We start from the raw sequence: 14,949 nt of genomic DNA, 5'->3' as shown, positions 1-14,949 counted from the left end.
TGTCGGCGCCGCGTACGCGTTCCCGAAATGTGGGTTACCAGTGGGTCATGACGGTCAGCATCCAGTCCGAGCCCTTCGACACCGCCGCCGAGATCGCCCGGATCGAGGCGGACCTCGCCGGGCGGGCGGGGGCGGTGGTGACCTTCTCCGGCCTGTGCCGCGATGAGGCGGGCCGGCTCGCCGCGCTGGAGCTGGAGCACTACCCCGGCATGGCCGAGGCCGAGATCGCCCGCGTGGTGGAGGAGGCGCAGGCCCGCTGGCCGGTTCAGGCCCTCCGGGTGATCCACCGCCACGGGCTGGTGCGGCCGGGCGAGGGCATCGTCCTCGTCGTCAGCGCCTCGCCCCACCGCAAGGCCGCCTTCGCCGCGGCCGACTTCCTGATGGACTACCTCAAGACCCGCGCCCCGTTCTGGAAGCGCGAACACCTCGCCGACGGCACCATCGGCGGCTGGGTCGCGGCGACGGAAGCCGACGCCGCCGCCGCCCAAGCCTGGGCGTGATACACATTTGATTGTACCGGGGTCCCCTGCGGCCCCGCATGAACTGCGAACGGATCCCCCGAACCATGACGGCTCCCCCTTTCAGCCCGCCGGCCAACCCGCCGGGCGCGCGACGCCTCGCGGCCGCGGGCATCGCGGTCGTAGCCTTTGCCGCCGCCCTCTGGCTCGCCTGGACCGCGGCGGCGACGCTGCTGCTGATCTTTTCCGGCATCCTGTTCGCCGTCTTCCTCGACGGGCTGACGCGGGGCCTCGGCTACGTGCTGCCGATCGGGCGCGGCTGGCGCCTCACGCTCGTCTGCCTCGTCCTCGCCGCCCTCGCCGTCGGCCTCTCGGCCTTCGGCGGCGCCACCGTGGCGAGCCAGGCGCGCGACCTTGGGGCCACGGTGCGCCAGCAATCGGAGACCGTGCGCGACTGGCTGAAGGAGCGCGGCGTCGAGATCGACCTGTCGCAGGGGGCGCCGGCCGGCGCCGGTCAGGGCGGAGAGGGCAAGGACAAGAACGGGAAGGAGGGTGGCCTCGCCGGCCTCGCCTCCGGCGCCCTCAAGAGCCCCGGCTCGCTGCTGTCGGATGCCGGCAGCGTGCTCGGGCCGGCGGCGAGCGTGGTCCTGGCGCTGTTTAACGCCCTCGGCAACGTCCTCGTCATCGTCTTCCTCGGCGTCGCCATCGCTGCCGATCCGGGGAGCTACCGCAACGGCGCCCTGCGGCTCGTGCCCCCGCGCCATCGCGAGACCGGCGCGCGCGTCCTCGACGGGTCGGGCGAGACCCTGCGGCACTGGCTGTTCGGGCAGCTCGTGACCATGGCAGCGATCTTCGTGCTGACCTGGGCGGGCCTGAGCTTCCTCGGGATCGGCGGCGCGCTGATCCTGGGACTCCAGGCGGGCCTGCTCGCCTTCGTGCCGACCGTCGGGCCCCTGATCGCGGGTCTGGTGATCGTGCTGAGCAGCCTCGCCTCGGGGCTGAACGGCCTGCTCGGGGCGCTCGGCGTCTACCTCGCGGTGCAGGCGGCGGAGAGCTACGGGCTCACGCCCTTCATCCAGCGCCGCGCCCTCGACCTGCCGGCGGCGACGATCTTCGCCGGCCAGCTCCTGCTCGGCGTGCTGTTCGGCCTCTGGGGCGTGGCACTCGCGCTGCCGCTGGTCGCCGTGATCAAGGTGCTGCTGGAGGAACTCTACATCGAGGACGGGGCCGAAGCGGAGGCCTGATCCTCCGCTCCGGCCCCGATCGTCTTACGGCGCCATGTCGGGGACCGGCTTGACGGTCCCCATCTCGGCTGCGGGCAGCGGCTGGGCCGGAGCCCCGATCTGCGGCGGCGGGGTGAGCTGCAGGTGCTCGCTGGTATAGGCGAGTTCCTGGTAGACCCGCTGCGGATCGTCGTTCAGCTTGGTCCCGTAGCTCGGCACGATCTGGCGGATCTTCGCCTGCCATTCGGGGCTGGCGACCTTCTTCGCGAAGACCTTCTCCAGCACCGTCAGCATGATCGGCGCGGCGGTGGAGGCGCCCGGCGAGGCGCCGAGCAGGGCGGCGATGCTGCCGTCCTTGGCCGCGACCACCTCGGTGCCGAGCTTCAAGACGCCGCCCTTCTCCGGGTCGCGCTTGATGATCTGCACGCGCTGCCCGGCCTGGACGAGGCGCCACTCGTCCTTCTTCGCGTCGGGGAAGTACTCGCGCAGGGCTTGGTAGCGGTCCTCGTCGGAGAGCATCACCTGGCCGGCGAGGTACTCGATCAGCGGGTACTGCTCGACGCCGACGCGAACCATCGGCCAGACGTTGCTGGTGGTGGTCGAGGTCAAGAGGTCGAAGTAGGAGCCCTCCTTCAGGAACTTGGTCGAGAAGGTCGCGAATGGTCCGAACAGGATCACGCGCTTGCCGTCGAGCATCCGCGTGTCGAGATGCGGCACCGACATCGGCGGCGAGCCGACCGAGGCCTTGCCGTAGGCCTTGGCGAGGTGGCGCAGAGCCACGTCCTGATTCTCGGTGACGAGGAACGAGCCGCCGACGGGGAAGCCGCCGTAATCGTCGGCTTCCGGGATGCCGGAGGCCTGCAGCAGGTGAAGGGCACCGCCGCCGGCGCCGATGAACACGAACCGGGCATCGACCGTGTGGCGGCTGCCGTCCTTCAGGTTCTTCGACGTGACGCGCCAGGTGCCGTCCCCGTTACGCTCGAAGCTCTCGACCTCGGTCGAGAGGCGCAGGTCGAACTTCGGCCCGCTCTTCAGCGAGGCGATGTACTGGCGGGTGACCTCGCCCCACTCGCAATCGGTGCCGAGCGGCGACCACGTGGCGGCGACCTTCTGCTTCGGGTCGCGCCCCTCCATCATCACGGGGACCCACTTCTTGAGCTGCTCGGGGTCGGTCGAGAACTCCATCCCGGCAAACAGCGGGCTCGCCTTCAGCGCCTCGTAGCGCTTGCGCAGGAAGGTGATGTTGTCGTCGCCCCAGACGAAGCTCATGTGGGGCGTGGAGTTGATGAAGGAGCGGGGGTTCTTCAGCACGCCCTTTTGGACCTGCCAAGCCATGAACTGGCGCGTGACCTGGAAGGCCTCGTTGATCTCGACGGCCTTGTTGATCTGGACGTTCCCCTTGGAATCCTCCGGCGTGTAGTTCAGCTCGGCCAGGGCCGAGTGGCCGGTGCCGGCATTGTTCCAGCCGTTGGAGCTTTCCAGCGCCACGCCGTCGAGCCGCTCGACCATCTCTAGCGACCAGTCGGGTTCGAGCTCCCGCAGCCAGACACCGAGCGTCGCGCTCATGATGCCGCCGCCGATCAGCAGGACATCGACCTTGCGGGGCTCGCCCGCGGCGAGCAGGGGCGAAGCCGGCAGGGCGGTGGCCGCAAGACCCGCCAGCGCGCCGCCGAGAACGTGACGCCGGTTCATCGGCATCAGACTATGTTGCAGATTGGCGGAACGAATGTGCAGTTTATCGTCAGAATTCATTTTATTTTTCGTGCCGCTCAAAAATTTATTGGCCCGACCGGTCCGCTACAACACGCTCGGGCGAGCGACAACCCGCCGATTACATGGCTGCCATGCCCTGAAACCTTGAACACGCGCAGCCGATTGTCAGGCCAACCCCAGGTCGCCGATCCGTCCGCGTGACCGGCCCATGGACAAGCCTTCAGCGCGCCGCCGAGCGCTCCACCCGGCGGACGCTCCCCAGCACGGCGCGGGCGGCCTCATAGCGCACCGCGCCGGTCTCGCAGGTCTTGCAGATCGCTCCGAGATAACGGCCGTCGATCACGGTCTCGGCGAACAGCCCTGACTTGAACCGCGGCGCCGCCTCGGTCTCGACGGCGATCCAATCGCGCGGCCCGAATCGCTCGGGCCCGAGCGGGCGGCGGATCGAGGCGCCCAGGCTCGTGCTCTTCAGGACCGCGCGCAGGCGGACGTAGCGGGAGAGCGGCGACGTGTAGAGCCCGGCAAGACGGGCCGCGTCGTCCGCCCCCTCGACCGGCGCGGTTCGCAGGCGCAGGGTGCAGGCCTCCTTGGTGCGGGCGCAGGCGGGTGTCTCGCACACGATCCGCACCACGCGCCGGCCGGAGGCGTCGCCGGGATCTTCGTCGGCCTCCTCCAGCACCCAGCCCGGCGGCAGGTCGAGCGTGAAACCTTGATCGAGGCGCAGCGTCGTCGGGCCCGGCAGGGAATCGGCCCCGTCCGTGCTCGCATCGGGTGCCGGCTCCTCGGTGGAGTCCGGCGCCTCCTCGGCCAGGGCCGGGGTGATCGCGAGCAGGTATGGCAGCAGGCAGGCGGCGAGAAGGGCCGTGTGCAGTCGGGGACGGGCGGACGCGTCGGTCATCGGGCGCGGATCTCCTTCGGAACGTGGCGTTCGGCCAGCGCCTCGAAGCGGGCGCGCGCCTCAGGCTCGAAGATCCGCAGCGGCACGGGCAGCATCTCGTCCCAGCGCATCGGCAGGATCATCAGGTCGCCGACCCGCTCGCGTCGGCGAAACAGCGGCCAGCCGAGATGGGCGTGGGCGCCGTCCTTCGCGGTGGTGATGCCGGCCTCGTCGATCACGATCTCGGCCTCGGCGGGGGACTCCTCGGCGTCGAGCTGTGCGGCGAGATCCCGCGCGAGCCAGCGGCGCGCGAAAGGATGGGCCGCGAGGAACAGGGCAATCACCCCCGCGACGGCGGCGGCGGGCTTCCAGAACGCGTTCGCGACCATTTCGACGAAGAGCGGTAGCGCGTCGGAGAACGGCACCCGGTAGGGATCGACCGCCCAGAGCATCGTCAGCAGGACGGGGTAGAGCAGGGTCAGGCCCACGAGCCACGCGGCGGCGCCGGTGAGCCGGGCGCGGCGGGCTAAAGGATTCTCCAGCGCGCGCAGGATGATCGGCACCCGCTCCCCCGGCGTCAGACGCATCGTGGCGCGCACGGCCTCGGGCCTGGTGGCCGGTTCGGCCGGCGGCGCCGTCGGGGCGGTCCGGCCGGCGCAGGCCTGCATCCAGCGCCGGATGCCGGCGATGGTCTCCGTGCTCAGCGACGCCTTGGGCAGCACGACCGGAACGTCGCCGATCTCCGTCAGCAGGAAGAGATGGTGCCGGTCCTCCGCGAGGTCGCGGATGCGCGGCCAGGGCACGAAGCTCACGAGATCCGGCGCGGTCTGGGTCAGCCCGGCGCCGTCGAGCCGGTAGCGCACCGGCACGGGACTCGGATCGCGGTCTTCACCGCCCGGCGGCCCCATCAGGGCCCGCACCTTGCGGCGGGCGAACCAGGGGTGGAGCGCGTAATGGGCGAGCAGGGCGAGCGCGATCAGGACGAGTGTGGCGGCGAGCGGCAGCGGATCGAAGCTCGGCAGGTCGCGCCAGAGCGCCGAAAGGCTGCGTCGCCCGCCCGACGTCGCCCAGGCCGAGACCGCGCCGAGCAGGGTCAGGAACCACAGCACCGGCAGGCCGAGCGTGAGGATGCGCCGCCGCTGCGCCGCGAGCGGCGCCCTCTGGGCGTAGAGGCTCCCGGTGACCCGATGCTCGAAGGTGAGGGGAGCCTCGAAGGTGAGCGGCGCCTCCGGAACGGGCGGGCGGCCGGAGAGGGAGGGGACGACGGGCAGGAGGAGGCTCCCGGATCAGGGTTTCGGGGACGGCGGCGGCTCAGCCGTCTTGGGCGGCCGGGACCGCGGCAATGCCGGCGCCCGCGGCCCAGGCGTTGAGATCCTGCTTGCGGATCGCTGCCGCCATCATGTCGGGGAAGAGGTCGGGCGTGCAGGCGAAGGCGGGCACGCCGAGTGCGGCGAGCCGCGCGGCCAGCCCGCGGTCGTAGGCCGGCGCGCCCTCGTCGGAGAGGGCGAGCAGCGCCACCACCTGCACGCCGGCCCCGACGAGGCGCTGCGCCTGGGCGAGCAAGCCGGCCTCGACCCCGCCCTCGTAGAGATCGGAGATCAGGACCAGCACCGTGTCCTCGGGCCGGGTGATGCGGGAGGCGCAGTAGCCGACCGCCCGGTTGATGTCGGTGCCGCCACCGAGCTGGACCGAGAACAGCACCTCGACCGGATCGTCCATGGCGTCGGAGAGATCGACCACCTCGGTGTCGAACACCACGAGCCGGGTCGAGACCGCGGGCAGCGAGGCCATCACCGCCCCGAAGATGCTGGAATAGACCACGGAATTGGCCATCGAACCGGATTGATCGATGCACAGGATCACGTCTTTGAGCGATCCGCGGCTTTTGCGCCCGTGGCCGAGGCGGGTCTCGGGGATGATGGTGCGGTACTCCGCCTGATAGTGGCGCAGGTTCGCCCGGATGGTGCGGTTCCAGTCGATCTCGGCGTGGCGCGGGCGGCGGTTGAGGCTGGCGCGGTCGATCGCCCCGCTCACGGCTTGGCGCAGGGGCTCCTCCAGCCGCTTCATCAGTGCGTCCACGACCTTGCGCACCACGAGGCGGGCCGTCTCCTTGGTGCGCCCGCCGAGCAGGCCGCGCATCGAGATCAGGGTCGAGACGAGGGAGACGTCGGGCTGGACCGCCTCCAGCATCTCCGGCTCGGTCAGCATCCGCTTGAGATCGAGCCGCTCGAAGGCGTCGCGCTGCATCACCTGCACCACGGAGGCCGGGAAGTAGTCGCGGATGTCGCCGAGCCAGCGCGGCACGGAAGGGGCGGAGGCGCCCAGCCCCCCCTTGCGGTCGGAATCGTAGAGGGCGCCCATCGCCCGGTCGAGGCGCCCGTCGCGCTCGCTCAAGGTGCAGCCTGTGCCCTCGGCCGCCCCGCCGCCGAGCACGAGGCGCCAGCGGCGCAGGCGTTCCGCGTCGCGCGCGCTCATGCGGCGTCTCCCGTGGCTTCGTCGGCGGTTCGGGCGGGTTCGGGGCCGAGCAGCAGGCGCAGGATCGGCAGCACCTTCGCCGCACGCGCCGCGTCGAAGCCCTGAGCGCCCTCCGCCTCACCGGGGGCCGTGCCGCCCGGCCGGGCCAGCGCCTCGCCCACCGCCCGGCGCTCGGCCGGCGCCAGCGTCGCGAAGGTGCGGCGCACCAGCGGCAGCAGCTCGATGAACAGGGCATCGTCGAGGCCGCAGAGCCAGTCATCGACCACCGCGAGCAGTTCGCGCCCGTGGATCAGCACGGTGCCGCTGTCCTCCAGAAACCCCTCGATCCAGGCGGCGGCCGGGACGGCGCCCGAGGCCCGCGACAGGGCAAGCCGCAGGCGCTCGCCGGCCTCCGCCGCCGCGATGGCGCGGTCATCGAACAGCAGGCGAACGGCGCGGCCGACGACGCGACCGTGGACGTGCTCCTGATCGGCCAGCGCCCGCAGCGCCTCTCCCCACACCGCCTTCAGCTCCGGCTCCTCGATCAGCGCGACCGCGCCGGAGACGGCGACGATGCGCGTCTTCGCGGCGCTCGCGGCATCGTCGTCGAGGCTCTGGCAGGCGGCGACCAGCCCGGCGGCGGCCCTCGGCACGAGGCCTCGCACCACGGCCAGCACCGGTTCGGTGTCGGAGGAGCGCACCGAGCCGTAGCGGGCGAGTTCGGCGAGCGGGGGCAGCGCGTCCATCAGGTCGAACACGTCGGCCGAGACCGCGGCGCGGTCGTTGAGCGCACGGATCACCTCCGCCGTGGCATCGGCGAGGTCGGCGTCGAGCAGGGTGCCGATCAGGCCGGAGAGGTCGGCGACGCGGGTCGCCTCGTGGGCGCGGACCCGCACCCGGCTGGCGGCCGCCTCGGCGATCGTGCCGCCCTCGGCGGAGGCCGCCACCAGCTCCACCACCCATTCCGGCTCCCAGGCGAGGAACCAGCCCTCCTTGAACGTGCCGCGCCCGCGCGCCTCGCGCCGCTCACCCCACGGGATGCCGATCAACTTCAGCCGGTTGAGGAAATGGCTGCGCGCGAGATCGGTCTCCTTGCGCAGGTCGAGGGTGATCTCGCCGGCCGAAGCGCCGGGCTTGAGGCGCAGGCGCTTGCACTGGGCCGCGAAATCCGTCTCGACCGGCGTGCCGGGGCTGTCCGGCGGGGTGGCGCCGAGGCGTTCGCCGATGACGAGTTTGCGCCGGATCAGCCCCATCGGCGCCGGGTCGGCAAAGCAGAGCGTGGCCTGCGCCGCCTCGTCGAGGTCGTCGAGGGAGGGCCGCGACCGGCCGCGGAAGCCCGCCAGCGCCTCGGCGAGCCGGGCCGCCTCGATCACCGAGGCCGGCGAGGCGTCGAGATCGTTCTCGCGCAGCAGCGCGGCGGCCCGCGCGAGCCAGCGGGCGGCGACGCGGCCCTCGTGGTGCCACAGGGTGTCGTACCATTCCGGCGAGAGCACCCCGGCGCGGTAGCCGGAGGCGAAGGCCAGCCGCTCGTAGGACCAGGGCGCCCAGGCGGCGGCGACCTTGGTCTTGGGCAGGTTCTTCAGGGTTGTCGTGTCGGCGGTGGCCTGGCCCTTGGCGTCGTGGCGGGCGAGCGCCGGCACGTGCCACGCGCCGCAGACCACGGCGATGCGCGCGAACCCCTCCTTGGCCGCCTTACGAATCGCCGCGCGCATATGCGCCTCGCGCGTCTCCTCGCGAAACGCGTCGTCGGGGTCGGGCTCGGCGCCCTCGCGCAGCGCCCCCATCGCCTCGCCGATTGCGGCGAACACGTCGCCATCGGCGCCCGCGCGGCTCTCGACCAGCGCGTCCCACCAGCGCTCGCCGTCCGGGTAACCGGCGAGGGCAGCGAGTTCGCCGAGGGGATCACGCCGGATCGCGGCTTTTGCCGGATCGGGCGCGGATGGGGTTTCGGCCGCCTCTGCCACCGGCTCCCCGTCGATCGGCGCGGCCTCAGGCGGGGCTTCCGGCGCGCCGAAGCCGTCGGCGAGTTGGATCGCGTGCGGCAGGTCGATGAAGCGCAGGGTTGCCCCGGCCGCGATTCCATGGCGCATCGCCACCCATTCCGGCGAGAAGGCCGCGAAGGGGAAGAAGGCGCAATCGCGCGGCCGGTCGGGCCGGTAGACGAGGAGCGCGACGGGCGGCGCCATCGCCTCGTGGAGGCTGAGCGGGATCAGTGCATCGGCGTCCGGCGGGCCCTCGATCAGCAGGCAGTCGGGCGCAAAGCCGTCGAGCGCGGCCTTGAGCGAGCGGGCCGAGCCGGGGCCGTGGTGGCGGATGCCGAAAAGGCGGATGTCGGGCATCGCTGGGGTCACGCGCTCGCGCGGGCGGCCTTGTAGAAGTCCTTCCAGTCGGCGCGCTCCTTGACCACCGTCTCGAGGTACTCGCGCCAGACGATGGCGTCCTGCACCGGGTCCTTCACCACGGCCCCACTGATCCCCGAGACGAGGTCGTGCGCCGAGAGGCGGCCGTCGCCGAAATGCGCGGCAAGCGCCAGCCCGCTGCCGACGACGCTGATGGCTTCGGCCGTCGAGAGCGTGCCGGAGGGCTGCTTCACCTTGCTCTTGCCATCCGCCGTCACCCCCTCGCGCAGCTCGCGGAAGATCGTGACGACGCGGCGGATCTGCTCGGCGCCCGGCGGCTCGGCCGGGATCTCGAAGGCGCGGCCGAGCGCGGCGACGCGGGTCTCGACGATGGCGATCTCCGCCTCGATCGTGGCCGGCGGCGGCAGCACCACGGTGTTGAAGCGGCGCTTGAGCGCGCTCGACAATTCGTTGACGCCGCGATCCCGGTTGTTGGCCGTGGCGATGAGGTTGAAGCCTTTCTGCGCCGCCACCTCCTCGTTCAGCTCGGGGATCGGCAGGGTCTTTTCCGAGAGGACGGTGATGAAGCTGTCCTGCGTCTCGGAAGGAATGCGAGTCAGCTCCTCGACGCGGGCGATGCGGCCCTCGTTCATCGCCCGCATGATCGGCGAGGCCACCACCGCCTCGCGGCTCGGGCCCTTGGCCAGCAGCAGCGCGTAGTTCCAGCCGTAGCGGATCGCCTCCTCGCTGGTGCCGGCGGTGCCCTGCACGATCAGGCGCGAGGTGCCGCAGATCGCCGCCGCCAGATGCTCGCTGACCCAGCTCTTGGCGGTGCCCGGCACGCCGAGCAGCAGCAGTGCCCGGTCGGTGGCGAGCGTCGACACCGCGACCTCCATCAGGCGCCGGTCGCCGATATACTTTGGCGTGACCTCGAAGCCGGAGGCGAGCCGGCCGCCGAGCAGGTAGGTGACGACGGCCTGCGGCGACATCTGCCAGTTCGGCGGGCGCGGCCGGTCGTCGGAGTCGCGTAGCGCCGCGATCTCCTCGGCGAAGGCATCCTCGGCGGCCTGGCGCAGCTGCGCGGTCTTGACGGCGTGGGTCGATGTCATCCTTGAGCCGTTCCCCCTGTGGTGGTCTCCGGTCGGAAGTCGCGCCGGATCGCGGCGCGCAATTCCAGCACGCTCGTCAATCCCGTGAGCTGCGTGTGCAGGCGATCGCCCTCCCCCTCCGGCAGGCGCGCCAGGATGGCGGCGGCGGAGGCCGCAGCGTCGTCGCTCGGCCAGAGCCGGTCGCCGAGGCGGGCGATCACCCACGGCTTGGCCAGATCGCGCCGCAGGGCGTCCGACCCGCGGGTGACGAGGGCGAGCCAGTCGAGCAGGGCGGCGCTGAAGGCTTCCGAGAAATGCTCTGGCCCCGAGCCCAGCACGGCCAGCACCACCTCGATCTTGCGGGCGCGGATCAGCGCCGCGACGCGGGCCTCCCACGCGGCGTCGGGCAGGAGGTCGAGCGCCTCCGCCCACATCCCAAGCACCTCGTTGGTGCGGCGGACGCCGGTAACCTTGCCCTCGTAGGCGTCCGCCGTGATGTCGGCCATCGCCTCCGCCCAGGCCGGGTCGAGGGTGCGCTTGGCCGCCGAGAACAGCCCGTGGAAGACCGGGTCGGCCCACTCGCTGCGCAAAGCGAGTTCGATCCAGAGCCGCGGCGGATGCTCGGCGAAGGCGTGGAGTGGGCTGCGCGCCAGGATCGCCCGCAGCAGGCCGGCGCGGGTACCGCCGCCGCGCCGCTCCCAGGCGTTCGCCTCGACGCCGTCGCGGGCGAGGTCCGGGCTCTCCTCCGGCAAGGTGACGACGAGGCTGTGCGTGGTGCCGCCCAGCAGCCTGCGCTTGCTCTCGACGTTCAACGCGGCGCGGGCGCGTGCCGCCATGCGCTGCGCGTAGCGCGAGTCGGGAAGCCCCGGCAGCAGGTGCTGTGCGGCCAGCCGCACGCCGTTAGCCCGGTCGTCGAGGCAGGCCTCGAGGAAGGGCTCGTCGGCCGCCGACAGGCCGGTCGCCAGGGCGTGGACCAGGGCCTCGCGCGCCTCGGCTTTCTCCTTGCGGAAGACCGGTTCCAGGGTGGTGCGCGCGCCTTCCGGATCGCGGGCGCGGAAGGCGGTGAAGGCGGCGCGGCGCTCGGCCACCGTGCCCTCGGTCCAGTCCGAAGCGGGCGCCGCGTCCGCATCTTGGGCCGGGGTCTCGCCGCAGGCGCGGGCGAGCCAGTCGAGTTCGGCACCGATGACGGCAGAGGCACTCGCCGGCAGGCTGTCGCGCTGCTGCATCAGCACTTGGAACAGCCAGACGGGCGGGCGTGCGCCCGTCGCGGCGGCAAGCGCGAACCATTCCTCGACGCGGGTGCGCGCGCGGGTGCCCTCGGTGAGGAGGCCGTAGAGCCGCGTCGCGGCCGCGGGCGGGCATTCGGGTCCGAAGGCGTCGCGCGGCTCGATCGGCGCCAGCGCCTCCGGCCCGATTTCCGTTCCGGCCAGATGGTGGACGCCCTCCGCCGCGAGCCGCGCCAGCAGGGCGGCACCGGGATCGCTCTCCGCGACGAGTGCGGCCAGCGGACCGGGAGCGACCGGCGGGGCGCGCTCGGCCCCGAGGAGCGCGGCGGCGAGCGTCGGCTCCCAGCCATCGGGTGTGTGCTCGGCCGTCTCCATCAGGCGACCTGCAGCAGGACCGGCTGCGCACCCTGCGCCGGCATCGCATAGAGGCGGCCTTGCGCGACGAGGGCGAGCGGATGGAGGCCGGTGCCGTCGTAGAGGCCGAACAGATCGACCGGCCGGCCCGCCGCCACCGCGAGCAGGCTCGGCAGGCGCGGATCGGCCGCGAGCGCGAGGCTGCCGGTCTCGTCGCCTGCCGCGAAGGCAACCTTGCCCCCGGTCGCGGCGGCGAGACGGCCGAGCCGCACATTCGCGAGCCGCACCGGCCAGCGCTCACACCAGGGCGCGCGGGCCAGCACCTCGGTAAAGGTGTCCCGCGCCGCCGCGACGCTGGCCGCGCCGGGCAGCACCGCTTGCGCCGCCCGGCCGGAGCGGCCCTCGCGGAAGACGGCGCGCAGGGGCGGGTCGCCGGGCTGGAAGGCGAGGCTCCCGCAAAAATCCTGGCCGGCGGCGGGGGCCGGCGGCAGGGGCGAACCGGCCGTGCCGTAATCGATCACCTGAGCCAGGGCGCCGCTGGTACGGCCGACGAGCCAGACCGAGCGGGCGGTGAGGCGATCCTCCTCCTCGACCGCGTGGGCCAGCACCGCCCAGGTGTCGGTCTGGTCCGGCTGGGCCGCCATCTCCTCGGCGGTGACGGGGTAGCCGAGCGCGGCGCGCACGCCCGCCGCCTGCTCGGGCGCGAGCGCGTCGAGGCGGCGCGCGGCCCGGAGCAACAGGGCGAGCCGGCCGAGGCCGAGCCCGAGCGCGGCTTCCGGCCGGGGGGCGCCCGCTTGTGGTGCCGCCGCGATCAGCCCCGGCAGGGCCCGCACCCGGCGGGCGAGGCCGGGGGCCTGCCCGTCCACGAGGCGGCCGGCCATGCGGTCCCAGAAGGCGTAGGGTTCGCCCCGCGCGGCGCCGAGCCCGCGCCGCATCAGGTCGCGCAGCCAGAGATCGAGTTCGTCGAGCGAGGCCGCGACCCGGTCCTCGCGGGCCTGCCGGCGCTTGGCCTGCGCCCGCTCGTCGACCGGCTTGGCGGGTTCCTTCGCCCGGGTCTCGGCCGCGGCGGCGCGGCTGTCGCGCCCCTTCATCCAGGCGGCGGCCCAATCCGGCGGCTCACCTTCCGTGATCGGAGCGCTCGCATCGACCAGCATCAGGCCGAGGGCATGCTTGCAGGGGAACTTCCGGCTCGGGCAGGTGCATTTCGAGGCGGGGCCGGCGAGATCCGCCACCGTGCGGTAGGGGGCGGCCCCGCTGCCCTTGATCTCGCCCCAGATCACCGTGCCCGCCCGGCCGAGACCGGCCCATTTCTGCGGTTTTCCCTGATCCTGCCCGGCCTTGCGGCTCGACGCGTCGGGGGCGAGATCGAGGATCTGGGCAGTCGTCAGGCTCATGCGGCGGGCGGTGTGATATCCGTCAATCGAATCGGCTGATAAGGCTCAGTCTAGACAGATCGGATCGACGGGCAAGTTTGGCGCGGAATTTTCTCCTGTTCGGCTAAGCCGGCAACCGTCTCGCCGACGAATTATCTGAGACTGAGTTGAGAATTATTCCAGCATATCCGCGGACAGGTCGCCGATAGCTGCATCGAAGCCGCGGCCGGCGCGGCTTCGCTTTCAGCCGCGATCGCGATTGCCTCGCTTAGCCTTCAAGGACTCGCGCTTTTTCCGTCGGGCGCTCAGCCCTGCTCGTCGGTGTTGCGCCATTCCCGCTCGAAGGGCAGGCGCCAGGCCTGCGGTGCCACGAGCTGGTGGATCGATTTCGGGCCCCAGGAGCCCGGCGCGTAGAGCCGCACCGGTGGGGGCGCCTCGAGCAGCGGCGTCGAGACCTCCCACAGCCGCTCGATGCCCTCCGCCGTGGTGAACAGGGTGTGGTCGCCGCGCATGGCGTCGAGGATCAGCCGCTCGTAGGCCTCCAGCACCTCGCCCATCAGGCCGGTGTCCTTCATGTTGAACTGGAGCGAGAGCTTGTCGAGCCGCATCCCCGGCCCCGGCCGCTTGCCGTAGAACGACAGCGACATCTTCGAGGCGTCGGCGAGATCGAAGGTGAGATGGTCGGGCCCCTGCGCGCCGACGCCCGAATTGACCGGGAACATGCTCTTGGGCGGTTCGCGGAAGGCGATCGAGATGATGCGCTGGCCCTCCGCCATCCGCTTGCCGGTGCGCAGGAAGAACGGCACCCCCGCCCAGCGCCAGTTGTCGATGCGGCACTTGAGGGCGATGAAGGTCTCGGTATCCGATTGCGGATCGACGCCGGGCTCGTCGCGGTAGCCGGCATATTGCCCGCGCACCACCTCCCGCGGGTCGAGCGGGAGCATGGAGCGGAACACCTTGTTCTTCTCTTCCGAGATCGGACCCGGTTCGAGCGAGGTCGGCGGCTCCATCGCCATGAAGCCGAGAATCTGGAACAGGTGGGTCACCACCATGTCGCGGTAGGCGCCGGTCGCCTCGTAGAAGGCGGCGCGGGTGCCGAGGCCGAGGGTCTCCGGCACGTCGATCTGCACGTGGTCGATGAAGGTGCGGTTCCAGATCGGCTCGAACAGGCCGTTGGCGAAGCGGAAGGCCAGGATGTTCTGCGCCGGCTCCTTGCCGAGGAAGTGGTCGATGCGGAAGATCTGCTCCTCGGAAAACACCTCGTGCAGCCGGTCGTTGAGCGCCACCGCGCTCTCCAGATCGGTGCCGAACGGCTTCTCCATGACGATGCGCGAGCCCGCCGCCAGATCCGCCTCGGCAAGCAGGCGCACGACGGTGAGCGCGGCGGCGGGCGGCACGCTGAGATAGTGCAGGCGCCGGCTCTCCTGGCCGAAGCTCGCCTCGGCGCGGGCGACCGCCGCGGCGAGCGCCTCGGCACCGGCCGAGAGCGACACGTAATCGAGCCGTCCGGCGAAGGCGGCCCATTCCCCGTCCCCGGCCTGCCGGGTGAAGAACTGGTCGATCGCCTTGTGCGCGCGCTCTCGGAACGCCTCGACGCCGATGTCGTCCAGCGACACGCCGACGATGCGCAGGTCGGGCAGGAAGCCGGCGCTGAACAGGTGGAACAGGCCGGGCAGGAGTTTCCGCTGCGCGAGGTCGCCGGTGGCGCCGACGAGGACGACGACCTGCGGCGTTTTCGGGCCGACGCCCGCTCCCAGCCGTGACGCGCGCGATCCTGCCAAGCCGGCCTCCCTCGGCGCGCCGGAGATGCGCGCACAAGGTGAGGTAGGGCCCCTGCGATTCGT

Annotated in this window: 11 protein-coding genes; 2 read left to right on the top strand and 9 right to left on the bottom strand. The window is 72.1% G+C overall.

From position 1 onward, the window contains the following. The first annotated feature begins 47 nt into the window (after positions 1-47). Complete coding sequence (locus tag J2W78_RS21080; RefSeq protein ID WP_253373548.1) at positions 48-500, top strand: molybdenum cofactor biosynthesis protein MoaE; 453 nt, start codon at positions 48-50, stop codon at positions 498-500. Between the two features lie 65 nt (positions 501-565). Beyond that, a complete protein-coding gene (locus tag J2W78_RS21075) occupies positions 566-1,702 on the top strand; it encodes an AI-2E family transporter (RefSeq protein ID WP_253373547.1) in 1,137 nt (378 codons plus the stop codon). 24 nt (positions 1,703-1,726) lie between these two features. Here J2W78_RS21075 and mqo read toward each other — a convergent pair whose 3' ends face one another. The 9 genes from mqo to zwf all read right to left on the bottom strand — a co-directional run bounded on the left by mqo (position 1,727) and on the right by zwf (position 14,886). Beyond that, positions 1,727-3,379, bottom strand: a complete 1,653-nt coding sequence (mqo, locus tag J2W78_RS21070; protein ID WP_253374107.1) for a malate dehydrogenase (quinone) — start codon at positions 3,377-3,379, stop codon at positions 1,727-1,729. 235 nt (positions 3,380-3,614) lie between these two features. Then, complete coding sequence (locus J2W78_RS21065; protein WP_253373546.1) at positions 3,615-4,292, bottom strand: hypothetical protein; 678 nt, start codon at positions 4,290-4,292, stop codon at positions 3,615-3,617. Continuing rightward, positions 4,289-5,380 carry a YcxB family protein gene (locus tag J2W78_RS21060; protein WP_253373545.1) on the bottom strand — a complete coding sequence of 364 codons (1,092 nt, stop codon included), beginning with the start codon at positions 5,378-5,380 and terminating at the stop codon, positions 4,289-4,291. Before J2W78_RS21060 ends, J2W78_RS21065 begins: the two co-directional genes overlap by 4 nt. 202 nt (positions 5,381-5,582) lie before the next feature. Continuing rightward, a complete protein-coding gene (locus J2W78_RS21055; RefSeq protein WP_253373544.1) occupies positions 5,583-6,746 on the bottom strand; it encodes a VWA domain-containing protein in 1,164 nt (387 codons plus the stop codon). Then, positions 6,743-9,064, bottom strand: a complete 2,322-nt coding sequence (locus J2W78_RS21050; protein ID WP_253374106.1) for a DUF5682 family protein — start codon at positions 9,062-9,064, stop codon at positions 6,743-6,745. Before J2W78_RS21050 ends, J2W78_RS21055 begins: the two co-directional genes overlap by 4 nt. 8 nt (positions 9,065-9,072) lie before the next feature. Further along, positions 9,073-10,173, bottom strand: a complete 1,101-nt coding sequence (locus tag J2W78_RS21045; protein ID WP_253373543.1) for an ATP-binding protein — start codon at positions 10,171-10,173, stop codon at positions 9,073-9,075. Further along, positions 10,170-11,753, bottom strand: coding sequence for a DUF5691 domain-containing protein (locus J2W78_RS21040; RefSeq protein WP_253373542.1), 1,584 nt, complete (start codon positions 11,751-11,753; stop codon positions 10,170-10,172). The genes J2W78_RS21045 and J2W78_RS21040 overlap by 4 nt, the downstream gene beginning before the upstream one ends. Beyond that, positions 11,753-13,126, bottom strand: a complete 1,374-nt coding sequence (locus J2W78_RS21035; RefSeq protein WP_253373541.1) for an SWIM zinc finger family protein — start codon at positions 13,124-13,126, stop codon at positions 11,753-11,755. Before J2W78_RS21035 ends, J2W78_RS21040 begins: the two co-directional genes overlap by 1 nt. Positions 13,127-13,410: 284 nt before the next feature. After that, positions 13,411-14,886, bottom strand: coding sequence for a glucose-6-phosphate dehydrogenase (zwf, locus tag J2W78_RS21030; protein ID WP_253373540.1), 1,476 nt, complete (start codon positions 14,884-14,886; stop codon positions 13,411-13,413). Positions 14,887-14,949 lie beyond the last annotated feature (63 nt).

Origin of the sequence: Methylorubrum extorquens (genome assembly GCF_024169925.1) — a bacterium.
Classification (GTDB): domain Bacteria; phylum Pseudomonadota; class Alphaproteobacteria; order Rhizobiales; family Beijerinckiaceae; genus Methylobacterium; species Methylobacterium extorquens_A.
This window is presented reverse-complemented; position numbering and strand designations above follow the sequence as displayed.